Raw genomic sequence first — 23884 nt, forward strand, 5'->3', positions numbered from 1 at the left:
CAACAATGTACCCGCGATCTTCCGCCACGAGGGAACCAGGAGCGGCTGCCAACTGTTTCTGCAGACACAATGAACTCGGCTTCCGTCCGGGTTCGTCGCCCGGCTGTTGAGGGAGTTTGAATGATTGAGAAGCTTTTCACCAGGATCGCCAACAACGTCGCCCATTTTGCCGGCCTGCCGCCGACGTTTGCCGTCTGTTTCCTGATCATCGTCGTCTGGGCGGCAAGCGGGCCGATGTTCGGCTTTTCGGACACCTGGCAGCTCGTCATCAACACCGGCACGACGGTCGTCACCTTCCTGATGGTGTTTCTCATCCAGAACACCCAGAACCGCGATGGCGCCGCGATCCAGGCGAAGCTCGACGAATTGATCCGGGTCAGCACAGCCCAGAACACCTTCATCGGTATCGAACACCTGACTGAGACCGAGGTCGAAGAGATCCGCAAGAAATGCGAACAGGCAGCGAAGCGGCATGATCAGAAGCTTGCCGAGTTGGCAGCCGAGAAAGCCATGGCGAAGAAGCGGAACACGAAGAAGCACGCAGCGGCGTGATATAAAGGTCCGGCGCATACCTGCGAAGATCGGATCCGATTCTTTGCTCTGGTGATCTTCGGTTCGGGATCATGCGCTGCGTGTCATGAATGCCGCGAAAGCATCCTTGTAGTCCGGATGCCAGCGCGACAGAGCAGGACGGTTCTCAATGATATCGCCAATTGCCCAGGCCATGCGCTTTTCGTCCATGGGCCGGGTCGCCTCGTTATCGGGACACAGGATGTAGAAATCGCCACGCAGCAGCGAGGCCAGCATGAAGTCGATGACCTGCTCGCCGGTCCAGGCGCCGGCCGGCTTTTCGGTCGCACCTTCGGTCAGGCCGGTAAAAGTGAACCCGGGAATGAGCAAATGCGCCGCGACATTGGCGCCGGGCTCGTTGCGCAGCGCGTGTGCAAGGCCCTCGGTATAGGTCTTCACGCCAGCCTTGGAGACGTTGTAGGCGAGGTTGCCGGGCGGCGTGGTGATACCTTGCTTGGAGCCGGTGTTGACGATCAGGCCGGGCTTTCCCGCCGCCAGCATGCGTGGCGCGAACGCCTCTACGCCATGGACGACACCCCAGAAATTGATGTCCAGCAGCCGCTTCCAGGCGTCACGGTTCTCCCAGGGCTTGCCGGGGTTATTGCCGACGCCGGCATTGTTCATCAGCAGCGACACGTCGCCGAAAGTGCCGGATGTCCGTTCGGCCAGCCGGTCGAGGTCTTCGGCCTTCGAGACATCGGTGGCGACGGCAAGTACGGCGCTCTGCCCGCCGATAGCAGCGACGGCGCGGGCAGCCTCATCAAGGCGTTCGCCGCCGATATCGGCCAGCACGATCTTCATGCCCATCGCCGCCAGCCGTTTGGCGGCGGCAAGGCCGATGCCGCTGGCCGCGCCGGTAATGACGGCGACATTGCCGGAGGCAAGTGCAGGCAGGGCGGTCTGGATCTCGGCGTCGGTGGTCATGATTTTCTCCTGTTCTGGCCGCGGCGAACTTAGCGCGGAAAAAGGCTCGCGCAAGCCGGTCCCGGCATCTTCGGGTTGACCGCATCGGCGGGCGCTGCGCATGCTGATATCGAAAAAGGAGACTGACGATTGACCGACTGGATCGAGATCCTGAAAGAACAGACCGCCACCGGCGACCAGATGAGCCGCGAAGTGCCGCAAATGCTTGCCAATCCCGACATCAGCGAAGCGCAAGTGAAAACGCTGTTTTCGGCGCTCGAAAAACAGGCCGAATTCGTCGAAAAGCTGCGCATGGCGCTGGAAAAATTCGGCCATGATTTTTCAGTGATCAAGGCGGCCGAGCGGCTGGAGGAGCGCTACGCCGACCTTGCCGCTTCGGTAGCGGAAAAGCTGAAAGCAATGCGAGGCTAGACGGGGCCTATTTCTCGATCAGCCGCTCGAAGCGTCTGTCCGGCACGAACCAGATCATCGCCACCAGGACATAGATCGAGACACCGATCCAGTGATTGACGAAGGTCAGCGCGATGGCGGAAAGATAGAGGACCAGCGAGATCTTTCCCTTGAGGTCATTGCCCAACGCCCTGGCGAAGAGAGTCTCGTTGCCGTGCAGTCGATGCAGGGCCATTGTGAGGATGTTGAAGCCGATGGCGCAGAGCGCCAGGTCGACGCCATAGACGGCAACCGGCACCGGCGCGAAATGGTTCTCACCCATGAAGGCTGTCGTCGCCGGCATCAGCGATAGCCAGAACAGCAGGTTGAGGTTCGCCCACAGCACGCGGCCGTCGACCCGCTGCACGGTATGGAACATGTTGTGCAAATTGTTCCAGTAGATGCCGACATTGATGAAGGACAGCACATAGCTGAGGAAGATCGGCCAGAGTGGTGCCAGCGCGGAAAAATCCTCGCCATGCGGCACCTTCAATTCCAGCACCATGATGGTGATGATGATGGCGACCACGCCATCGGTGAATGCCTCGACTCGTCCCTTGCCCATGAATCTCCCCTGACAATCCGCTGAAGTTAAAAGAGGATCTCGCTCAGCGCCATCGGCAAAGCTGCCAAACTTGTCAGGAGCAAGCCGGGGAGGGGGAACGGCTGACGCGAAAAAGGCGTTAGGATGTCAGATCCCGAACAGCAAAAGGTCGAAAAAATGACCGCTCACGCTCAAGTCATGACGCGCGATTACGAACTCGGCGGCCGCGTTGCAGCGGCCACCGTGGCCGCTATGATCGCGGCTCTTTTCGCCGGCAGCACGGCGCTGACGCCGCTTTACATCATCTACAAGCAGGTCTTCGGCTTCTCACAGATCACTTTGACGCTGGTCTACGCCGTCTATGTCATCGGCAATCTGGCGGCGCTGCTGATGTTGGGGCGTGTGTCCGATGTCATCGGGCGCCGTCCAATGGCATTGGCCGGGATGGCGGTGGCCGTGGTCAGCGCGGTGGTTTTCCTGTTCGCCGAAAATGTCGCATGGCTCGACATCGCCCGAATTCTGAGCGGACTGGGAATCGGCGTCGGCGCGGGCACCGGCACCGCCTGGCTCGCCGAATTGCTCCCGACCGACGACAAGTCACAGGCGGCGACGATTGCCACCAGCACCAATTTTCTCGGCCTCGGCCTCGGTGCGCTGGGAGCCGGGTTGCTCGCCGAATACGCGCCTTGGCCGCTCAGGCTGACATTCGTCGTCTACCTGGCGATGCTCGCGACTGTAACCCTGCTGGTCTGGCGCACGCGGGAAACCGTTTCGCGGCCGGGGAAACTGGCTGACGTTTCGATGCGGCCGCGGCTTTCCGTACCCGATGACATCCGCGCAAGTTTCGTTGCGCCGGCGGTGACCGGCTTTGGCGCAATGGCGCTGGTCGGCTTTTATGCAGCACTCGCACCGAGCATTTTGGCGCAGCAACTGCAGGTAACCAACCATGCCGAAGCCGGCGCTCTGTTCTTTGAATTGGCGATCGTGACGGCCGCCACCATTGTAGCGACGGCACGTCTTTCGAGCCGAGCCGCGATGTTCGCGGCGCTTGCGCTGATGATCCCAACCGTCGCGATGATTGTTGCGGCGCAGGTCTTCGCCTCGATGACCATAATGATTGCCGGCACCGCCTTGTGCGGCGTGGCGGCAGCGCTCGGCTATCGCGGCGGCTTGCAAGTGGTGAACGAGATCGCGCCGGCGGACCGGCGCGCCGAAGTCGTCTCGGCCTTCTTCATCTGCTGTTTTTGCGGCAACGCGCTGCCGGTCATCGGCATCGGCGTTCTGTCGACGGTGGCAGGTGCGACCGCGGCAAGCGTGGCCTTTGCCGGCATGATTGTCGTCTTTTCCCTGGTCGCTCTCGGGTTTGGCGCGAAATACGCGCGCTGAGCCGACCTTTCAGCCGTTCGGTGTCTCGGGCGAAAGGTGCGCGCGCTGGCGCGGTACGCCGAGGCCGGTATCCGGCGGTTCGCCGGCAGCCGGCCGGCTCTCGATCATGTGCAGGCTGCGCCAGCGGCCGAAGCGATAATAGGCCGCGGCCAGCACGAGCGAGGTTACAGAGCCAGCCGGAAAGCTCCACCACAGAGCTTCCTCGCCGATCACGCTTCGGAAGAAATAGGCGAAGCTGGTGCGCACCAGCAGCACCGAGATCACCAGGATGATCAGCGGCGGCATCACCGCGCCGGTGGCACGCACGGTGGCGAAGAGCACGATGGTGATGCCGAACAGGATGAAGGACCACGACGCGATCTTGTTAATGTGAGTGGCGATGTCGATTGCTGCACTGTCGCTGCCAAGGAAGAGGCTGAGCACCGCGCGATCGAATACGAACAGCAGCGCGACGAGCATCCCGGTGAGCACAAGGTTGAAGCCGACGCCGGAGGTGGCGATGCGTCCAATCCGGTCCCAGCGCCTGGCGCCGACATTTTGCGCCGCCATGGACGACACCGCGGCGCCGATGGCGAGCGCCGGCATCTGGATATAGGTCCAGAGCTGTGCGGCTATGCCGTAGGCAGCCGCGACCTGCGAGCCGTACGAGTTGACCATGCCCATCACCGTCAGCGCCGCGGCCGAAACGACGATCATCTGCAGGCCCATCGGCACGCCCTTGAAGACGACGATGCGCAGCAGCGCCGGGTCCGGCCGCAGCAGAGCGAGATTAGCGCCGGCCAGCCGCAGCGGGTGCTTGCGCGCATAAAGCACGATCAGGATGGCAACCACGCTTACCGTCTGGCCGATCAGCGTCGAGGTGGCCGAGCCGGCGATGCCGAGTTCGGGGAACGGGCCGATGCCGAGGATGAGCAACGGGTTCAAAACGACGTCGAGCATGACGGCCAGCGCCATAAAAAGGAAAGGCGTGCGCGAATCGCCGGCGCCGCGCAGCACCGTCATGACGAAGGACAGCAGGTTCATCATCGGCACGGCGAGGAAGATGATGCGCAGATAGGAGCGCGCCAGCGGCAACGCGTCGGCCGGCGTGCCGAGCGCATCGAGGATCGCATCGACCCAGATCCAGCCGCAGACCGCGAACACCACCGAGACGAGGAAGAAGAAGGTGGCGCTGGTTCCGACGATGCGCCGGGCTTCGGGCAGGTCACGAGCGCCGACGGATTGTGCGACCAGGATGGTCGCCGCCATGCCGATGCCGAAGACGGTGCCGAGGATGAGAAACAGCACGAGGTTGGCATTGGACGTGGCGGTCAGCGCCGCTTCACCGAGGAAACGGCCGACCCACACGGCATTTATCGAGCCGTTGAGCGACTGCAGCACATTGGAGCCGAGCACCGGCAGGGCAAACAGCAACAGGGTGCGCGGGATAGGCCCACTGGTGAGGTCGCCGGTCTGCCGGCGCGGGGGCATGTTGTCGTCCATGGCAGGCAACTCGGCGAAGGCTTGTCTGAGTCCGCAATGATTGCCGATTTAACGGGAGAGGTCGATGCGGCGCTGTAAATTCCGCCTGGCGTGCCTTGATCTAAGCATTTCTCAACCTTCCGGAATCGTATATTGATCCCGCACGCGTGGGGCCGCATTTTCCTGGATCTCATGGGTAGGCCGGGGGGCTCATGTCCGATATTCCGTTGTTTTTTGAGCGCCTGAACCGGCGCGCCTTTCTTGGTGCATCCGCTCTGGGCGCGGCCTCCGTGGCTCTTTCGTCGTGCACTACGACGGACGTGGCGGCGCCGGTGCCCGCGGCACCAAGCGATCCGGCTTTCGGCGATGCCGCAAGCATGTATGCCGCGCGCATCGACGAGGGCTATCAACTGCCGGCAATCCCGGTAGCCAAGGTCGATCCGAAATTCGTGCGTCAAATCGTGGCTGACCCGACTGGAGAAAAACCCGGCACGATCGTCGTCGATACTTCCGAGCACTTCCTCTATCTGGTGCGCGACGGCGGCAAGGCAATTCGCTATGGCGTCAGCCTCGGCAAGGCCGGTTTCGGATGGACCGGCAGCGCCGTGGTTCAGGCGAGGAAGAAGTGGCCGGTCTGGACGCCGCCGCCGGAAATGATCCAACGCCGGCCGGAACTGGCGAAATACAAGGACGGCATGCCGCCCGGCCCGCAGAGCCCGCTTGGTGCTCGCGCGCTGTATCTCTTCCGTGACGGCAAGGACACGATGTATAGGCTGCACGGCACGCCGGAGTGGGATTCCATTGGGAAGAACGCTTCCTCCGGCTGTGTGCGCTTCATGAATCAGGACATTATCGACCTCTACAGCCGCGTCGACGGCGTCGCGCCGGTCTTCGTGCGCCCGAACCTGTCGGCCGCCGGGAAGATCGCCGCCGTGTCGAACAGGACGGCCGAGCCGATCGATGCCGGCGTGCCAAAGGACGCGGAGATGTTGAGGTAAGTGCCTTCGACTGGATCGTCAGTCGCAGGTTTTTGCAACGCACCAGGACACCGTCCTTGCGCGGGCGAGCCGCAACTGAAGGTACAACCGCTCAATCGCGCCAGCTCAGGCGGACGCGTTCGGCGCGTCCGCCTGTATGGGTGCCGCTACTTCTTGGCGAGGCCTGGGAGCGTGACCTGATAGACCAGGAACATGGTGTCGACATCGGCGCCATCCTCGGCCTTGTAGGCCGCGCCGACCTGGAAGCCGTCCTGCGTGAGGAAATCATTGTCATTGGCGACGAACAGGAAATAGTCGTCGGGCAGCTTTGGATCGAGGACGCTCACCACCGACATCGCCTCCCATTTCTCCGAAAGGTTGTTGCGGTCGTTGGGCGCGCCATTGTGCAGCCCGAAGCGGCCGAGCTCGGTCTTGTCGTTGATGTCGATGAGCGGCGTCAGCTTGGCCGGCGTCACCGATGGATCGAGCTCACCCTTGGGCGCCAGCGGCTTGTCCTTGTCGAATTCTGTGCCGGCGACATCGGTTGCCGCAGACACATCGACGACGCTGATCTCGCGGTGGAGCGAGGTGTCGCCCTTCAGCCCCTGGCCATTGCCGCTGTCGCGCGCCAGCATCAGGAAGGTCTTGTCCGACAGCGCCACGATTTCGCTCTGCGCGGCGATCTTGGTTTTGCCCTTGGCATCGGTGAACACCGGCAGCGGCACGACATATTCATGCGCGAGCTTGAGCTGGCCGGGATCCGAGGCATCGTAGACCAGCGCGCGCGTGTTCTGACGCGTCCAGGCGGAATCGCCGCCATCCTGCCTTGGGGCCGACTGCAGCACGGCAATCAGGAACTTCCCGTCCGGCGTCAGCGCCATGCCTTCGAGGCCCTGGTTGTTCTGACGGCCGGTTTCGGGATCCTTCGGATCTGGGTCTGCCGCACCAGGTCCCGGATTGTTGGAAGCAAAGTTTGGCGTCCCGCGACGCATCGGGACAAGCGCCGCCGGCGGCTGCGTTGCCGACATCAGACGCCCATCGGCGGAGAAGCGGTAGATGTTCGGACCGTATTCGTCCGAGATGAACATCGTGCCGTCGGGCAGCCGTGCGATCGCTTCGTCATCGAGCGCGAGCTTGCCGTTGGCTTCGGGCAGGATCGGCATGTCGTCGGTCGCGGCACGCACGCCGTTGAGCGGATCGAGGCCGGTTGCGTCGGCGCCCTTGTCGTCGGTCAAAAGCACGGTGTCGGCAAGCGTCGCCTTGAGGCCCGATTGTTCCTGGCCGGTGGCCGGCACTGCACCCGGCGCGATCGGGGCGAACTCGAGGGCGATCGTGTTGAGGCGCGGGCGGTAATCGGTGGTGCCGACGACATTGTAGCCGCGGTCCGGCAACAGCCATAACGAGCCCTTATAGCCATCGGCGCCATGCGTCCAGCCGGCAGCGTCGATCGACATGCCCGAGCCGGAGCCAAACGTCTCGCCGAACTTGTCCTTCTGGCTGGCCGGGATGCTGCCGACACCGACCAGGCCCTTGTTGACGAAGCCGACGCCGCCGACGGTCGCGGCGTTTTCAGCCAAGGCCGGGGTCAAGGCGGTGAACATCGCCAGCGCGACGGCGAGGGACGCGGTTCGGAGCAGGTTTTTCATGGATATCCTCTTTTGAGACAAAGCTGCCGGGATCTGAAAAAGCGCCGCGTCGCATCAAGGATGCCGCGAAAGCCTTCGGAGAAGCGATCTAGGACGCGAACATGATACTTGCGTGACAGTGCCGCGCTTGCTTGTCCCCCGTGGTCGCAACTGGCCTAGGTATGGCGAATTCGTCGTCGCCGAGCGAGCAATTAACAACTTTACAAATAATCGTTCTAATGTAAAGTTATGACAATGAAAGGTCCCCGATGACTGCCTATCGTTTCGCCACCCGCCTCAATTCCTTTGCCTCGCGGCCACAGTCCGAGTGGCCCGATCTTGTCGGCAAACCGTCCATGCTGCAAATGGCGGCACGTGCGGCGAAGGTTGCGGAGTTGACCGATCTCGACCTCAACTTCCCCGACCATGTCGATGAAAAGCCTGCGGAAATAGCGCGCAAACTCGGCGATATCGGGCTTTCCATCAATGGTTTCGCCATGCGCTACTATTCCAATCCGGCTTTCAAGCTCGGCGCCTTCACCAACCCGGATCCCGCTATTCGCCGCGAAGCCATCGACCTGACCAAGGCCGGCATCGACGCCACCCGCGAGGCGGGCGCCGGCCTGATGACCTTGTGGCTCGGGCAGGATGGCTTCGATTATGCTTTCCAGGCCGACTACTCGGCGCTCTGGCAACACGAAATCGACGGAATTCGTGAAGTTGCGGCGCATGACCCCGATTGCCAGATCAGCCTGGAATACAAGCCCAACGAGCCGCGCTCCTACAGCCTGATGCCGGATGCGGCGACGACATTGCTGGCGATCCGCGAGATCGGCCTGCCCAATCTCGGCGTGACGCTCGATTTCGCCCATGTGCTCTATGCCGACGAGCAGCCGGCCTTTGCCGCAGCACTCGTGGCGCGCCATAGCAAGCTGCTCGGCGTGCATCTCAACGACGGCTACGCCAAGCGCGACGACGGCCTGATGGTCGGCGCCGTGCACACGCTGCAAACGATCGAGCTGCTCAGGCAGATCCGTCGAGACGGCTACGCCGGCGCCATCTACTTCGACACGTTTCCCGATATGACCGGGCTCGACCCGGTCCACGAATGCGAAGTCAACATCGCGACCGTCAAGCGCATGCTGCGCGTCGTCGATCGGCTGGACGGGGACAACCGCCTGTCAGCCGCCGTCGACCGTCAGGACGCGATCGCCTCGCAGGCCATCATCCAGGAAGCCATGCTCGGGCCGGACAGCTGAGGCCGGCGGCATAGACCGTTTTTCAACAAGGGAGGAAGACCATGAAATTTCTACTTGCCACCGCTGCCGCTGCCCTGATGGCACTGTCCACCGGCTCGGCTTTTTCCGCGGACCTCGCGCCGCTCAATTCCGACACCGAGAAGGATCGCATCGACTGGTCGCAGCTCGAGGCCAGGTTCGGGGCGTTCCCCAAGCTGCCCGAGGGTACCAAGGCCGGTGCGGTCTCCAAGACGCTGACCAATGAATACTGGCGCTCGCTGGGAGAGGGCTACAAGTCGTTCGGCGACCGCACCGGCGTGCCCGTCGTCTACCAGGCAGCGCAGAGCGAGGGCGACCAGCTCGGCCAGCTCACCATCGCCGAAGGCCTGGTCACACAGGGCTACAACGTGCTGCTCGTCTCGCCGCAGACCGACTCCAACCTGCAGCCGATTATGGAACAGGCCAAGGCGGCCAACGTGCCGGTGGTCAACGTCAACGACGCGGTCATCCCGCAGGCCGAGCATTATGTCGGTAATGTCCAGCGCGACAATGGCGTGCGCGTCGCCAAATGGTTCATCAAGAACCGGCCGGACGGCGGCAAGGTCGCCATCGTCGAGGGCCAGGCCGGCGTCTACGCCGCCGTCCAGCGTACCGACGGTTTCAAGACCACGATCACCGAGGCCGGCAAGTTCGACGTCGTCGCCAGCGTCCCCGGTAACTGGGATCGCCAGACCTCCTACGACGCGGCCACCAACATCCTGCAGCAGCACCCCGACCTGATCGGCTTCTATGCCAACAATGACGGCATGGCGCTGGGCATCGTCGAGGCGGTCAAGGCTGCCGGGCTGCAGGACAAGGTTGCGGTCTTCGGCACCGACGGCATCTCCGACGCCTATGCCTCGATCCGCGCCGGCGAGCTGACCGGCACCGTCGATTCGTTCCCGGTGCTGACCGGCGAGGTGGCGCTGGAATCGGCGCTGCGGCTGGTGGCCGGGCAGAACCTGCCGCGCGTCGTTGCCACGCCGCAGGCGCTGATCACCAAGGACAATGCCGACCGTTACTCCGGCGGCGGCGATGCCGTGCGCAAGGCGCTGCTCGAGGACGCGGCAGCGGGCCAGTAGAGCAGGGCCGGCAGGTGCCGGCCTTGGGTCGGCACCTTGCCTGGAGAACCGAAGCAATGTCAGCGCGGCTGCAATTCGAGGGCATTTCCAAAGAGTTTCCGGCTGTGCGGGCGCTGAGCGAAGTGTCGTTTTCGGTCGGCGCCGGCGAGATCCATGGCCTGCTCGGTGAAAACGGCGCCGGCAAATCGACGCTGCTGCGCATATTGTCAGGCGTCTACCGGCCGACGGCGGGAAGCGTGCTGATCGACGGCAAACCGGTGACGCTGAACAACCCGGTCGCGGCGCGCGCCGCCGGCGTGGCCATGATCCATCAGGAATTACAGCAGGTGCCACGCCTCAGCGTCGCCCAGAACATGTTCCTCGGCCATCCGTTGAGGCGCGGCGGCGTCTTCGTCGCACGGCGCGAGCAGGAGAGCCGCGCTGCGGAAGCGTTGGCCGCCATCGACCCGACCATCGATCCGGCAGCCCCGCTTGGCAGCCTGAAGGTGGCGCAGCAGCAGATCGTCGAGATCGCGCGGGCGCTGCTCGACCGCGCCAGGATCGTGGCGATGGACGAGCCGACGTCGAGCCTCACGCCGAGCGAGTTCGAACGGCTGGCGGAAGTTATTGCCGGTCTGGCACGCGACGGTGTCGCGGTCGTCTATGTCTCGCACAAGCTGGACGAGGTGTTCGGCATCTGCCAGCGCGCAACCATCATGCGCGACGGCGTTGTGGTCGAAACCGTCGATCTTGCAAAGGTGTCGGAAAGGGCCGTCGTTTCGATGATGGTCGGCCGCGAGCTTGCCCAGGAACAACACCGCTCGCATGCTTCCCCCGAGATCAGGCTGAGCGTGCGTGGCCTCGCCTCGGCAACCAAGGTCCGTGACGTTTCGTTCGACCTGCATCGCGGCGAGGTGTTGGGCATTGCCGGCCTGGTCGGGTCCGGCCGCACCGAGCTGCTGCGGCTGCTGGCCGGCGCCGACCGGACCTCATCAGGCGCAATAGAGATCGACGGCAAGGCGGTAAAGCTTTCCAGTCCGCGCGACGCGATCGCGGCCGGAATCGGCCTGGTGCCGGAGGAGCGCAAGCGCGAAGGCATCGTGCCGTTGCGGTCGATCTCCAGCAACATGGCGCTGGCCTCGATGGGCGTGTTCGCGCCGCGCGGCGTCATCGATCACAAAAGGCTGAAACGGGTCGCGGCCGAGAAGATGAAGCGGGTCAATCTCAGGCCGTTCCTGCTCGACCGGCCAATTCGGCTGTTCAGCGGCGGCAACCAGCAGAAAGCGATCATCGGCCGCTGGCTGGCGGCGGGAACGCGGATCCTTCTGTTCGACGAGCCGACGCGCGGCATCGATGTCGGCGCCAAGGCGGAGATCTACCACCTGATCGAGGAACTCGCCGCCGAAGGCCATTCGGTAATCGTCGTGTCGTCCGAACTCCCCGAGGTGATCCGGCTCGCCGACCGCGTGCTGGTCATGCGCGACGGCACGGTCGCCGCCGAACTGGGCCGCGCAAGTCTCAGCGAACAGGCGATCGCCGCGTACGCCATACCCCAAACGGAGATTGAGGCCGGCAAGGCGCAAGGCCATCGGGCCGGTGCATAACGGACAGGACCAGCTGATGACCGATATAACCCAACACACAGCAGCGCGCCCAAGGGCAGATTTCCTGCACCGGTTTTCCGTGCGCGACGCCGGCACGCTGATCGGCCTGGTGGTGATCCTTGCCGTCTTCGGGGCGCTGGTCCCCGGCTTTTTTGCCGAGCGTAACCTTATCAACATCCTGCAGCAGTCGAGCATCAATGCCTGCCTGGCGTTGGGCATGACGCTGGTCATCATCTCGGGCGGCATCGACCTGTCCGTCGGGCCGACGGCAGCCCTTTCGGCGGTCATCTCGGCCTCGATGCTGGTTGCCGGAGTGCCGTTTCCGCTGGCCATCGCCGCTGGCTTCGCCATCGGCCTCGCCTGCGGACTGCTCAACGGCGTGCTGGTTGCCTATGTCGGGCTGCAGCCCTTCATCGTCACGCTGGGAACGCTCAGCACCTACCGGGCGCTGGCGCTGATCTATACCGGCGGCAATCCGGTGCTCGGCCTGCCTGCCGGCTTCCGTGCCATCTTCAACGGCTCGCTGTTCGGATTGCCGTTGGCGGTCATCATCGTGGCCGTGGTCGCGCTGATTGCCTGGATCATCCTCAAGAAGACACCGTTTGGCGAATATCTGCTCGCCGTCGGCGGCAATGAGGAGGCGGCCTACATAGCCGGCGTGCCGATCGCCCGCACCAAGATCGCCGCCTATATGATCTCGGGCCTGCTGGCAGCGCTTGCAGCGCAGATCCTGATCGGCCGGCTGGGTGCGGCCGAACCCATTCTCGGCAATCTCTGGGAGCTCGACGCCATAGCGGCGGCGGCGATTGGCGGTGCCTCGCTGATGGGCGGCAAGGGCAGCGTCGTCGGCACCATCCTGGGTGCCGTCATTCTTGGCAGCATGCGCAACGGCCTGACGCTGATGAACGTGCAGTCCTTCTATCAGCTCCTGGCAACTGGCCTTATAATCCTCGCCGCGATGCTTATCGATCGCGTGACGAGGGGACGTGGATGACCTTGACCGGGCTGGACCTGAAAGCAGTAGGACCGCGCATTCGCATGATGATGCCGCATCTGACGCCGCTCGAGGCGAAGGTGGTTGAAACCGTATTCGGACGGCGCGGCTTCGACGAGACCATACAGCTCAAGCAGATCGCCGAGGAGGCCGGTGTGTCGGAGGCGATGGTGGTCAAGATCGCCAAGAAGCTGGGTTTTTCCGGCTATCGCGACTTTCGCACGGCGGTCTATGAATACAGTCGCCTGCCGACCGCCGAGATGCATCAGGAGCTGTCGGTGGACGACAGTTCGGCCGAGATCGTGCAGAAGGTGTTCCGCACCTCCATCCAGGCGCTGGAGGAGACGCTCGCCATCCTCGACATGGACGATTTCGACCGTGCCGCCGATCTGCTTTACCGCGCCAGGAACCGCGATTTCTACGGCGTCGGCGGTTCGGCGCAGATCGCACGCGACGTCTCGCACAAATTCCTGCGCATCGGCATCCGCACCTCTGTCTATGACGATTCGCACATGATGCTGATGTCGGCCTCGCTGCTCGGCGCCGACGACATCGCCGTCGGCTTCTCGCATTCCGGCAACACGAGCGCTGTTATCGACGCCATCCAACTTGCGCGCAAAAGCGGCGCGCGCACGCTGGCCATCACCAACTATGACAACTCGCCATTGGCAGCCGTCGCCGACATCGTGCTTTGCTCGACCGCCCAAGGCTCGCCGTTGATGGGTGAGAACGCAGCGGCGCGCATTGCCCAGCTCAACATTCTCGACGCGCTGTTCGTCGCGGTCGCGCAACGCGACTACCAGGCGGCGGAGCGCAATCTCGGCCGCACCATGTCTGCGGTGACGTCGAAACGGAAAGACAAGAACTCATGAAAGGCAAGCGGCTCATGAAGGTGTGGGGCACATGACGGCTCCTCCGCCGCTGGTGACCGTATTCGGCAGCCTGCATTACGATATCATGGTCGAAGCCCCCGATCGCCCGCGCAAGGGCGAAACGGTCACCGGCCATGCCTGGCATCCGAAATGCGGCGGCAAGGGCGGCAACCAGGCGGTGTCGGCAGCGCGGGCCGGCGTGCATGCGGCGATGATCGGAGCTGTCGGCGACGATGATTTCGGCCGCGCGCTTCTCGACAATCTTGATCGCAACGGCGTCGACCAGCGCTTCGTGGGAGTGGTTTCGGGCGCCGGCTCGGGCATGAGCGTAGCGATTTTCGACGACAGCGGCGACTATGGCGCGGTGATCGTCTCGGGCAGCAATCTCACTCTCGGCGAAAAGGACATTATTGAGGCGGCCGAGTTGATCGCGCAAACGGCGGTTCTGCTGCTGCAAAACGAGGTACCGGAAGCCGCCAACATTGCCGCGGCGCGAGCGGTGAAGGCGCATGGCGGCCGCGTCGTTCTCAATGCGGCGCCGGCGCGAAAGCTGACAGCCGAACTGATCGCGCTGACCGACATTGTCATCGTCAACGCCATCGAGGCGGAGTTCCTGGCCGGCGTTCCGGTCGTCGACACGCTCGAGGGTGCTGCGAAGGCGGCCGGCATACTCGTCGGTTCCTATCCGGCTGCAATCGTCACGGCCGGCGGCGAGGGCGTTGCCTATCGCGACCGCAACGGCCAGGCATTCGCCTTGCCGGCGATGCCGGTGGAGGTGGTCAGCACCCACGGTGCCGGTGATGAATTCGTCGGCGCCTTTGCGGCGTGGCTTGCGCGTGGAGAGCCCGTCGAGGCGGCACTTGCCGCCGCCAATGCCGCCGCTGCCTCGCTGGTCGCAACGCCGGAGCGCGAGCGCGGGGGTCTTGATCAATCTGAGCCTGCTCAGTGACCGCCGCGATTCAATCGCTGTCGCGCGCGATCAGTTCCAGTGGCCAGACTTCACGGATGATGCGTGCGCCTTCGGCGCCGGCGTAAGCCGGGATCGATGCCAGCAGCATTTCGGCCAACCGCTCGCCCATCGGCTCAAGCGCCGGGCGGAAGCCGGTCAGCGCCGGCGAAAAATAGCGGCAGAGCGGGGTGTCGACGATGACGATCACCGCAACGTCGTGGCCGGGCCTGATGCCCGCCTCGGCCAGAGCCTTGCAGCCGCCAAGCGCCATCGCATCATTGTTGAAGATGATGGCCGTCGGCGGGTCCTTGGAGCGCATGACCTTCGGCGTCACCGCGTAGCCGCCGGCCTCGTTGATGAAGCCGTCGGCGATCAACTCGGGGTCGAATTCGATGCCGTGCCGCCGCAACGCCTTGCGATAGCCGGCGAGGAACAGATAGCCGAAATTGAGGTCGAGCGACGGGCGGATGGCGGCGATGCGGCGATGACCGCGCGCGACGAGACGATCGACCGCGTCAGCCCCGGCTTTTTCGAAATCGAGGTCGAGCGAGGGATAGGCATCGCCGCCGGAGCGGCTGCGGCCGAGCGTCGCGAACGGGAAACCGGCCTGGGTCAGATAGTCGATGCGCTCGTCCTCGCGCCGCGTCCAGGCCAGCACCACCGCATCGGCCCGCCGCGTCTCGACGACACGGCGCAGGCGCTCCTGCTGATAGTCGCCCGGCGCGCCCATCACTACGATCAGGTCAAGGCCGCTTTCGGCGAGCTTGGCCTGCAACCCGGTCAGGAACGGAATGAAGAACGGCTCGCCATATTCCTGGTCGCCCGGATGCGGCTGCAGCATGAAGGCGATCGAATGGGTGGCGCCGCGCCGCAGGCTGCGGCCGGACTGGTTCGGTGAATAGTTCAGCTTCTTGGCCGCATCGAGCACGCGCTGGCGTGTGTCGGCATTGACGTCGGCGCGGCCGTTGAGCGCGCGCGACACCGTGCCGATGGAAATATTCAGGTGACGCGCAAGGTCGTGAATACTGGACGCCAAAGGACAGTTCTCCCCCTTGCTTGGCTAGCACCGGCCGCTCTTCAGGCCAAGCCGGCATCACGTTTTTCGCTATCGGCCAATTGACATTCTACGCCATCGGGTGTGTTCTCGTAAACGTTTACGGAAGAAACGTTTGCGGCCCTGCCGTGAACGCCGTGACGATCGGTCTGGAGGGTCCGAGAGGGAGGAGTGCTGGATGATCAATGTCGTCCTGGTCGGCTGCGGCGCGATGAGCAAAGCCTGGCTCGATGCGGCCAAGCAGATCGACGGGCTCGCCATTGTCGGCCTGGTTGATCTCGACGCCGAAAGGGCGCGGGCAAGGGCGCGCGAATACGAGCTTTCGAGCGCCGTCATCGGAACCGACCTCGACGCCGTGCTCGACCAGACCAGGCCCGACGCGGTATTCGACGTCGTGGTTCCCGCCGCCCGCCGCGAGGTCGCGCTTTCCGCCTTTGCCCACCATTGCCATCTCTTGACCGAAAAGCCGCTGGCCGATAGCCCGGACAATGCGCGTGCCATTGTCGAGGCGGCCCGCAGCGCCGGCCGCATCCATGCCGTCGTGCAGAACCGCCGCTATGTCGCCAACGTCAGGCGCATCCGGCGCTTTCTCGATTCCGGCGCCATTGGTGCGCCAACCAGCATCCACGCCGATTTCTTCGTTGCGCCGCATTTCGGCGGTTTTCGCGAAGAGATGCGCCATGTGCTGCTGCTCGATATGGCGATCCACACATTCGATGCAGCCCGCTACATGGTGGCCGGCGAACCGGCCGGCGTCTATTGCCAGGAGTGGGAGCCGGTCAATTCCTGGTATCGGCAAGGGTCGTCGGCAACTGCAAGCTTCGACCTCGGCGGCGGCAAGCTGTTCACCTATGCCGGCAGCTGGTGCGCGGCCGGCTTCCGTACCAGCTGGGACAGTACATGGAGGATCGTCGCCGAGCGCGGCAGCATTGTCTGGGACGGCGCGGACGGGTTGAAGGCGGAAGTCGTGCGGCCGGTCCGTGAAGGCCTGTTCGACCGCACCGAATCGATAGCCGTGCCGCCGCTCGACCCGGCAGATCGCGTCGGCGGCCATCTCGGCATCATCCAGGATTTCGTCCGCGCCGTCGAGACCGGCACCGAGCCGGAGACGCGCGGCGCCGACAACATCAAGAGCCTGGCCATGGTTTTCGCTGCGATCGAGAGCGCCGAGACCGGGCGCCGGGTCGCTATCGCTCAACAGGAGGGATCATGATGCCAAACCCGCTGCTCGACATCAGGATCGGCACAATGGTGCGGGCCAATCTCGACGACCCGGCCGCCTATGTCAGGCAGATCCTGCCGCTCGGCTTCGAGAGCATCCAGCCGTTCTTCTGGCAGACGCTGGGCGGCAAGGACATTCCACGGCTGGCAGGCGAGATCCGCGAGGCGATCGGCGATGCCGATGTCGTCGTCTCGTCAATCGGCGTGTTCGGCAACCCGCTGGAGAGCGGTGAAGTCGATCGCGGCGTGCTCGAGGCGTGGGAAACGATCATCGACAACGCGCATCTGTTCGGCACCAATGTGGTCAGCGGCTTTACCGGCCGCATCCGCGGCAAGCCGCTGCCCGACAGCCTGCCGCGCTTCCGCGAGGTCTGGGGGAAGCTGGCAAAGCGGGCCGCCGACAAGGGCGTGCGCATCGCCTTCGAGAACTGCGCCATGGACGGCAACTGGGCCAGCGGCGACTGGAACATCGCCCACAATCCGGACGCCTGGGAGCTGATGTTCAACGAATTGCCGGACGACAATCTCGGCCTGGAGTGGGAGCCCTGCCACCAGCTGGTCTATCTGATCGATCCGATCCCGCAGATCCGCAAATGGGCGCCGCGTATCTTCCACGTCCACGGCAAGGACGCGACGGTGCGCTGGGACGTGATCCGCGAACATGGCGTGTTTGGCCGCCTGCCGTTCGTGCAGATGCGCACCCCTGGCTTCGGCGATAGCGACTGGACGCGGGTGATCAGCGAGCTGCGGCTGGCCGGCTACAAGGGCGCCATCGACATCGAGGGCTGGCACGACCCCGTCTACCGCGGCGATCTTGAGATCACCGGCCAGGCGCGGGCACTGGATTATCTCCAACAATGCCGGGGAGGCGCGAGCTACCTGCCGAACCCGGTGTGAGGCTAATGCATGTCGCGCAAAAGTGCCCAGCGGTTTTGCGATAACGGCATACATAAAAACAGGACAAGCCGGCGGGAGGTGCCGGCCAGCGAAAGATTGCGGCGCAATGCCGAAGCGATCGTCAAAACCCCTCGGCTAGCGAGGGAACAAAGGGAGGATAAGTGCATGAGCATTACGATGAGAAGGACAGTTCTGCGCTCGACCGTCGCGGCGGCCGCGATGGCGCTCGCCGCCGCACTCTCGACCTTGCCGGCGCAGGCGCTCGATGCCCAGTGGTGCAAGGATGTCCATATCCGTTTCTTCGTCGGCGGCGCCGAGGGCGATGCCTTCGGCACGATCGTCTATAATGGTGCCAAGCAGGCGGCGGCCGATCTCGGGCCGAAGGTCGACTACATCTTTTCCCAGTGGGATGTCGAGAAGATGGTGCAGCAATTGCGCGAGGCTGTCGCGGTCAAGCCCCAAGGCATCGCCATGATGGGCCACCCCGGCGACGCCGCGATCATGCCGCTGGCCGAACAGGCGCACAAGGACGGCATCAAGATGATGTACCAGAACGTGCCGGTGCCGACGGTCACGGCGGCGTTCGGCGGCGGCTATGTCGGTGCCCAGCAGGAGCAGCAGGGCCGCGCGCTTGGCGCCGAGGCGGTCAAGCTGGCCGGGCTCAAGGCCGGCGACAAGGCAATCATGATCGGCCCGTTCGAGAACGAGAGCCGCGGCGCGCGAGAACGCGGCACTGTCGCTGCCCTCAAGGAAGCGGGCGTCGAGGTCATACAGCTCTCCTCGCCACCGAGCGGCGAATGGGCTTCCGACCCAAATCTGGCCCTTCCGGTGATCACCGCGGCACTGCTCAACAACCCCGACGTCAAGGCGGTTGGCTATCCCGGCGGACAGATGCTGGGCAACGTCCCGACTTACATGCAGGCGGCGGGCAGGAAGCCGGGCGATATCTTCAACTTCGGCTTCGACACCAGCCCGCAGATCGTCGAGGGCTTCAAGGGCGGCTGGGTGCAACTGACGGCCGACCAGCAGCCGTTCCTGCAGGGCTATCTGCCGATCCTCAGCCTCTGCCAGCAGGTTGTGCTGGGTCTCGCACCGATGAATGTCGATACCGGCGCCGGCTTCGTCACGCCGCAGAATTACGAGATCGTCGCCGAGCTCGCCAAGCAGGCGCTGCGCTGACCTCCCAAGCCGCCGGCCGGGATCGAGCCCGGCCGGCGGGACCGCCGGCGAAAAGGCCGGCACGCGACAATCAAGCGAGGATCGCCATGGCCGAACGCATTATCGAACTGCGCGACATCAGCAAGTCCTATGGCCAGGTCTATGCGCTTGGCGGGGTCAATCTCAGCGTCGATCGAGGCGAGGTGGTCGGCCTGATCGGCGACAATGGCGCCGGCAAGTCGACGCTGATCAAGATCCTGTCCGGCGTGGTCAAACCGACTAGCGGCGAGATTCTCGTCCGCGGCAAGCCGGTGACCGGATGGAGCCCTGCGCGCTCGCGCGACGCCGGCATCGAGACGGTGTTCCAGGACCGGGCGCTCGCTGTGCAGCAGACGATCGTGCGCAACATCTTCATGGGCCGCGAGCTCACCGGCTGGCTTGGCTGGCTGAAGGTCAACAAGGAGATCGCGGAGGCGAGCCGGCTGATGCGCGAGATCGGCTTCACCTCGAAAGTGTTCACGCCACAGTCGATCGTCGGCCAGCTCTCGGGCGGCGAACGACAGGGCGTGGCGATCGCGCGGGCCATCTATAAGAAGGCGGAGCTGATAGTCCTCGACGAACCGACGACCGCGCTATCGCTGACCGAGACCGCCAAGGTCTTCCACTTCGTGCGCCAGGTGCGGGCGAGCGGGCGCTCGATCCTGTTCATCGGCCACAACATCCACCACGTCTTCGATATCGCCGATCGCTTCGTGGTGCTGGACCGCGGCAAGGTCGCGCTCAGCGCCGACCGCAGCGAGGTCAAATCGGCCGAAGACCTGATCAATTTCATGGAAGACGTCGCCCACCCCAGCGGATTGCCGGGGTTGCACGACGCGGGCGATGCGGGGAGGGCGGCACGATGAGCAAGACCATGGAACCCGATCTGCAGAGCCCCCTCGGCGGCACGCATAATGAGGCCGCCGGGAAAGAGTGGAGACACCCGTCCGACAACTGGCTGCGCGGGTTCATCCTCGACAACCGCGCCGCGCTCGGCACGCTTGCCGTGTTCATCGTCATGATGGCGGTGTTCATGATCGCCAACCCGATTGTGTTCACCACCTGGTATCTCTACAGCTCCGTACTCACCACGCTGCCGGTGGCGCTGTTCGTGGTGGTGCCGCTGGTCTTCGTCGTCACCTGCGGCGAGATCGACCTGTCGTTTCCGGCGACGATGGGCTTTGCCTCCTGGGTGTTTGCGCTGGTCGTGCAGGCTGGCTACGACCCGTTCCTCGGCATCGCCGCCGCAATCGTCACCGGCATGCTGCTCGGCTTCCTGGTCGGCTCGCTGGTCGTCTATGGCGGGCTGTCGTCGCTGATCGCCACGCTCGGCATGAATTTCCTGCTGCGCGGCCTGATCCAGATCATCAACGAGGGCAGGTCGACGGCGCTGACCGGCCTTGCCGACAGCTGGGCCTACAAGATCTTCTCCAGCCAGCTTTACGGCATTCCGGTGCAGATCTTCTGGGCCATCGGCTTCGTCGTGCTGTCGGCGCTGCTTTACAACCGCCATCGCTTCGGCGCGCAGGTCAAGGTGGTCGGCGACAATCCCGACAGCGCCCAGCAGATGGGTATCGACGTCAAGCGCGTGCGGGTGAAAGTGTTCGTCTTCGTCGGTATCGGCGCGGCGATCGCCGGCACGTTCTCGGTGATGATCAACTTCACCTGGTGGCCGACGGCGGGCGACGGATACCTGCTGCCGGTGCTGGCATCGGTGTTCGTCGGCGGCACCCCGACCTGGGGCGGCATCGGCACTGTTGTCGGCGGCGCGATCGGCGCGGTCACCGTCTCGTTCATCCAGACCGGCGTGGTGGCGGCAGGCCTGAGCGGCTTCTATGTCCAGTTCTTCAACGGCCTGATCATCATCCTGTCGCTGCTCGGCCATAAGTGGAACCAGGCGCGGTATCGCTAGCGCCCGGCGGCCTCACACCCCGGTGACAAACCCGTCCAGCACGCGTTTCTGGCCGGCTTTGTCGAAGTCGATGGTCAGCTTGTTGCCTTCGATGGCCGAGATGTTGCCGTTGCCGAATTTCTGGTGGAAGACGCGGTCGCCGACGCTGAAGGGGGACGGCGTGTCGGCGACGGATTTGGCGACCAGCTCGCCGTCGATTGTGCGGCCCTTGACCGAGGTGCGGCCGGCGCCGTAGCCGGAGTCGGTTTCGCCATAGCCGATGCGCTCGACCTGGTGGCCGGAGCGCGTGCCCCAATTGCGGTCGGTGGCCTCGGTGCGGTTGGCTTGGGCGCGCTGCCAGCCCGGTGTCGCATAGGTGCTGGAGAAAGCGCCGGATTTTTCAGCACCGTTATTGCCGCCAATGTTGTCGAAGCGCGATGCTCCATAGGGGTTCTGCCTGCCTGCCCCTTGGCCGCCGCGACCGGAGGCGAACGAGCCGCCGCCGTAGGAATTGCCGTAACCGCCGTAGCTGTTGCCGCTCTCGGCGACCTCGACATGGGCTTCCGGCAACTCGTCGAGGAAGCGTGACGGGATGGTCGACTGCCAGAGGCCGTGGATGCGGCGGTTGGAGACGAACCAGATGTGCAGGTTCTTCTTGGCGCGGGTCAAGCCGACATAGGCAAGCCGGCGCTCCTCCTCCAGCCCGGAGCGGCCACCCTCGTCGAGCGAGCGCTGGTGCGGAAAAAGACCTTCCTCCCAACCAGGGAGAAAAACGGTCTCGAATTCGAGGCCCTTGGCCGAATGCAGCGTCATGATGTTAACGGCGTCGAGCTCGGCGTTCTGCTCGGCGTCCATGACGAGTGCGACGTGTTCGAGGAAGGAGCGCAGCGATTCGTACTCCTCCATGGAGCGGATCAGTTCTTTTAAGTTCTCGAGCCGGCCGGGCGCTTCAACCGAGCGGTCGTTCTTCCACATGTCGGTGTAGCCGCTCTCCTCGAGAATGGTCTCGGCGAGCTCGGTGTGCGGCGTGGTTTCCAGCGCCTTCTGCCAGCGCTCGAAATTGGCCGATACCTCGCGCAGTGCGGCGCGCGGCTTCGGCTTCAACTCGTCGCTTTCGGCGAGTTTTGCCGCCGCCTCCAGCATCGGGATGCGCAGGGCGCGTGCGGTGTCGTGGATCTGGCGGATGGTGGCCTCGCCAAGGCCGCGCTTCGGCACGTTGACGATGCGCTCGAAGGCGAGGTCGTCGGCGCCTTGCGCGACGACGCGGAAGAAGGCCAGCGCATCGCGGATTTCGAGACGCTCGTAGAAGCGCGGGCCGCCGATGACGCGGTAGTTGAGGCCGAGCGTGACGAAGCGGTCCTCGAATTCGCGCATCTGGAAGGAGGCGCGGACGAGGATCGCCATGTCGTTGAGATTGTGCTTCTGGCGCTGATAGGCCTCGATGGTCTCGCCGACGGCGCGGGCCTCCTCCTCGGAATCCCAGGCGGCGTGGACATGCACCTTCTCGTCGTCCTCGGCGATCTTTTCGGTGAACAGCGTCTTGCCGAAACGGCCCTCATTGTGGGCGATGAGGTGGGAGGCGGTGCCGAGGATGTGCGCGGTCGAGCGATAGTTGCGCTCCAGCCGGATGATGGTGGCGCCGGGGAAATCCTTGTCGAAGCGCAGGATGTTGTCGACCTCGGCGCCGCGCCAGCCATAGATCGACTGGTCGTCGTCGCCGACGCAGCAGATATTTACGGTGGACAGGCGCGGGCTTCCCTCCCCCTTGAGGGGAGGGTGGCCGGGCGAAGCCCGGTCGGGTGGGGTCCGTGCGGCAGTGCTTGACCTACCGGCGGCAGTGCTCGACGCTCTAGCGGTGCCTTCTGCGGCAACCCCCTCCGCCCGCTTCGCGGGCACCTCCCCCTCAAGGGGGGAGGATTGCGGCCGCTGTGCCAGCAGCCGCAGCCACATGTACTGGGCGGTGTTGGTGTCCTGATATTCGTCGACGAGGATGTAGCGGAAGCGCTTGTGGTATTCCTTCAGCACGTCCGGATTGGCGCGGAAGATGCGGATCGGATGGCACAGGAGATCGCCGAAGTCGCAAGCGTTCAGCGTTTTCAGCCGCTCCTGATAGGCCTTGTAGAGCTCGCGGCCCTTGCCGTTGGCGAAGGCACGGGCATCGCCCTCGGGGATGTCGGCGGGGCCAAGGCCCTTGTTCTTCCAGCCGTCGATCATCTGGGCGAACTGCTTGGCCGGCCAGCGCTTGTCGTCCAGCCCTTCGGCCTGGATAAGCTGCTTGATCAGGCGCACGACATCATCCGTGTCGAGAATGGTGAAGTCGGATTTGAGCCCGGCCAGCTCGGCATGTCTGCGCAGCAGCTTCACTCCAATCGAGTGGAAGGTGCCGAGCCACGGCATGCCCTCGACATTGCCTTCACCGATCAACAGGCCGATGCGCTGCTTCATCTCGCGCGCCGCCTTGTTGGTGAAGGTGACGGCGAGGATCTGCGAGGGGAAAGCCTTGCCGGTGGCAAGGATGTGGGCGATGCGGGTGGTCAGGACGCGCGTTTTGCCGGTGCCGGCGCCGGCCAGCACCAGCACCGGGCCTTCGGTGGTTTCCACCGCCAGCCGCTGCTCGGGGTTGAGGCCGTTGAGATAATCGGGCGCGTTGTTCTGGTTGCTGCGAGCAGCCATGGCGCGCGCGGCAATGCCCGACGGGGCCACGGGCCGCGCGTTCGGTTCGTCAAAAAAGGGCATGTCTTCCGAAAAGCCGGACATCTCCCCCCGAATGTAGTGATTCGGCAGCGAAAGGCCAGAAGTGTCTCCGTTTTGTTCTCTGTCCAGTCGGTAGACTCACAATCTGAATGGGTCTGCTAACCAAAACGCCGGGCTTGCGATGGGCCGGCACCGTAAAACGCCGAGCTTGCTTGACAGGGGAAGCGGGCCGGAGAAAGTTGCGTGGGGGCAGGAAC

At 64.1% G+C, this 23884-nt stretch carries 21 protein-coding genes; 15 read left to right on the forward strand and 6 right to left on the reverse strand.

Annotated features, from left to right (window positions below):
* Positions 1-120 precede the first annotated feature (120 nt).
* Positions 121-552, forward strand: a complete 432-nt coding sequence (locus NKH49_RS16185; RefSeq protein ID WP_031211766.1) for a low affinity iron permease family protein — start codon at positions 121-123, stop codon at positions 550-552.
* A gap of 69 nt (positions 553-621) precedes the next feature.
* Here the strand turns inward: NKH49_RS16185 and NKH49_RS16190 are convergent, their stop codons facing one another.
* Positions 622-1494 carry an SDR family NAD(P)-dependent oxidoreductase gene (locus NKH49_RS16190; protein ID WP_352815434.1) on the reverse strand — a complete coding sequence of 291 codons (873 nt, stop codon included), beginning with the start codon at positions 1492-1494 and terminating at the stop codon, positions 622-624.
* Between the two features lie 129 nt (positions 1495-1623).
* Between NKH49_RS16190 and NKH49_RS16195 the strand changes: the two genes are divergently transcribed.
* Complete coding sequence (locus NKH49_RS16195) at positions 1624-1905, forward strand: hypothetical protein (protein WP_029351415.1); 282 nt, start codon at positions 1624-1626, stop codon at positions 1903-1905.
* Between the two features lie 7 nt (positions 1906-1912).
* Here NKH49_RS16195 and NKH49_RS16200 read toward each other — a convergent pair whose 3' ends face one another.
* A complete protein-coding gene (locus tag NKH49_RS16200; RefSeq protein ID WP_023676740.1) occupies positions 1913-2488 on the reverse strand; it encodes a TMEM175 family protein in 576 nt (191 codons plus the stop codon).
* Between the two features lie 156 nt (positions 2489-2644).
* Here NKH49_RS16200 and NKH49_RS16205 point away from each other — a divergent pair, with 156 nt between their 5' ends.
* Positions 2645-3853: an MFS transporter gene (locus NKH49_RS16205; RefSeq protein WP_352926675.1), complete on the forward strand. Its 1209-nt coding sequence runs from the start codon at positions 2645-2647 to the stop codon at positions 3851-3853.
* A 9-nt stretch (positions 3854-3862) separates the two neighbouring features.
* On the opposite strand, the gene NKH49_RS16210 is transcribed toward NKH49_RS16205, so the two are convergent.
* Positions 3863-5335 (reverse strand): MATE family efflux transporter, encoded by a 1473-nt coding sequence (locus NKH49_RS16210; protein WP_352767769.1) that lies wholly within the window; start codon positions 5333-5335, stop codon positions 3863-3865.
* Positions 5336-5526: 191 nt separating this feature from the next.
* Between NKH49_RS16210 and NKH49_RS16215 the strand changes: the two genes are divergently transcribed.
* A complete protein-coding gene (locus NKH49_RS16215; protein ID WP_352471581.1) occupies positions 5527-6312 on the forward strand; it encodes a L,D-transpeptidase in 786 nt (261 codons plus the stop codon).
* A gap of 146 nt (positions 6313-6458) precedes the next feature.
* Here the strand turns inward: NKH49_RS16215 and NKH49_RS16220 are convergent, their stop codons facing one another.
* A complete protein-coding gene (locus NKH49_RS16220) occupies positions 6459-7937 on the reverse strand; it encodes an esterase-like activity of phytase family protein (protein ID WP_352926678.1) in 1479 nt (492 codons plus the stop codon).
* A gap of 248 nt (positions 7938-8185) precedes the next feature.
* On the opposite strand from NKH49_RS16220, the gene NKH49_RS16225 reads away from it, so the two are divergent.
* From NKH49_RS16225 to NKH49_RS16250, 6 genes are read left to right on the forward strand one after another with little or no spacing between them, the layout of a single operon-like run.
* The gene (locus NKH49_RS16225; RefSeq protein ID WP_352926681.1) at positions 8186-9175 is read left to right on the forward strand and encodes a TIM barrel protein; all 990 of its coding nucleotides are present in this window, start codon (positions 8186-8188) and stop codon (positions 9173-9175) included.
* Between the two features lie 41 nt (positions 9176-9216).
* On the forward strand, positions 9217-10275 hold the full coding sequence (locus NKH49_RS16230; protein WP_352926684.1) for a sugar ABC transporter substrate-binding protein: 1059 nt from the start codon (positions 9217-9219) through the stop codon (positions 10273-10275).
* Positions 10276-10331: 56 nt separating this feature from the next.
* Positions 10332-11858, forward strand: coding sequence for a sugar ABC transporter ATP-binding protein (locus NKH49_RS16235; protein WP_352926687.1), 1527 nt, complete (start codon positions 10332-10334; stop codon positions 11856-11858).
* Positions 11859-11874: 16 nt separating this feature from the next.
* Entirely contained in the window at positions 11875-12852 is a 978-nt protein-coding gene (locus tag NKH49_RS16240; RefSeq protein ID WP_352456543.1) for an ABC transporter permease, read from the forward strand.
* Positions 12849-13724 (forward strand): MurR/RpiR family transcriptional regulator, encoded by an 876-nt coding sequence (locus NKH49_RS16245; protein WP_352926690.1) that lies wholly within the window; start codon positions 12849-12851, stop codon positions 13722-13724. The genes NKH49_RS16240 and NKH49_RS16245 overlap by 4 nt, the downstream gene beginning before the upstream one ends.
* 31 nt (positions 13725-13755) lie before the next feature.
* Positions 13756-14673, forward strand: coding sequence for a ribokinase (locus NKH49_RS16250; protein WP_352926693.1), 918 nt, complete (start codon positions 13756-13758; stop codon positions 14671-14673).
* 10 nt (positions 14674-14683) lie between these two features.
* On the opposite strand, the gene NKH49_RS16255 is transcribed toward NKH49_RS16250, so the two are convergent.
* Complete coding sequence (locus NKH49_RS16255; protein WP_352501039.1) at positions 14684-15709, reverse strand: LacI family DNA-binding transcriptional regulator; 1026 nt, start codon at positions 15707-15709, stop codon at positions 14684-14686.
* Positions 15710-15905: 196 nt separating this feature from the next.
* On the opposite strand from NKH49_RS16255, the gene NKH49_RS16260 reads away from it, so the two are divergent.
* The 5 genes from NKH49_RS16260 to NKH49_RS16280 all read left to right on the forward strand — a co-directional run bounded on the left by NKH49_RS16260 (position 15906) and on the right by NKH49_RS16280 (position 20954).
* The gene (locus tag NKH49_RS16260; protein WP_352926697.1) at positions 15906-16940 is read left to right on the forward strand and encodes a Gfo/Idh/MocA family protein; all 1035 of its coding nucleotides are present in this window, start codon (positions 15906-15908) and stop codon (positions 16938-16940) included.
* Complete coding sequence (locus tag NKH49_RS16265; RefSeq protein WP_502907894.1) at positions 16940-17845, forward strand: sugar phosphate isomerase/epimerase family protein; 906 nt, start codon at positions 16940-16942, stop codon at positions 17843-17845. The genes NKH49_RS16260 and NKH49_RS16265 overlap by 1 nt, the downstream gene beginning before the upstream one ends.
* A gap of 165 nt (positions 17846-18010) precedes the next feature.
* The gene (locus NKH49_RS16270; RefSeq protein WP_023676725.1) at positions 18011-19024 is read left to right on the forward strand and encodes a substrate-binding domain-containing protein; all 1014 of its coding nucleotides are present in this window, start codon (positions 18011-18013) and stop codon (positions 19022-19024) included.
* Positions 19025-19110: 86 nt separating this feature from the next.
* Positions 19111-19908, forward strand: coding sequence for an ATP-binding cassette domain-containing protein (locus NKH49_RS16275; RefSeq protein ID WP_352768980.1), 798 nt, complete (start codon positions 19111-19113; stop codon positions 19906-19908).
* Positions 19905-20954, forward strand: coding sequence for an ABC transporter permease (locus NKH49_RS16280; RefSeq protein ID WP_352450091.1), 1050 nt, complete (start codon positions 19905-19907; stop codon positions 20952-20954). The genes NKH49_RS16275 and NKH49_RS16280 overlap by 4 nt, the downstream gene beginning before the upstream one ends.
* A 12-nt stretch (positions 20955-20966) precedes the next feature.
* Here the strand turns inward: NKH49_RS16280 and NKH49_RS16285 are convergent, their stop codons facing one another.
* A complete protein-coding gene (locus NKH49_RS16285; protein WP_352501036.1) occupies positions 20967-23690 on the reverse strand; it encodes an ATP-dependent helicase in 2724 nt (907 codons plus the stop codon).
* Between the last annotated feature and the right edge of the window lie 194 nt (positions 23691-23884).

Source organism: Mesorhizobium sp. M1088, from assembly GCF_040318575.1.
Classification (GTDB): domain Bacteria; phylum Pseudomonadota; class Alphaproteobacteria; order Rhizobiales; family Rhizobiaceae; genus Mesorhizobium.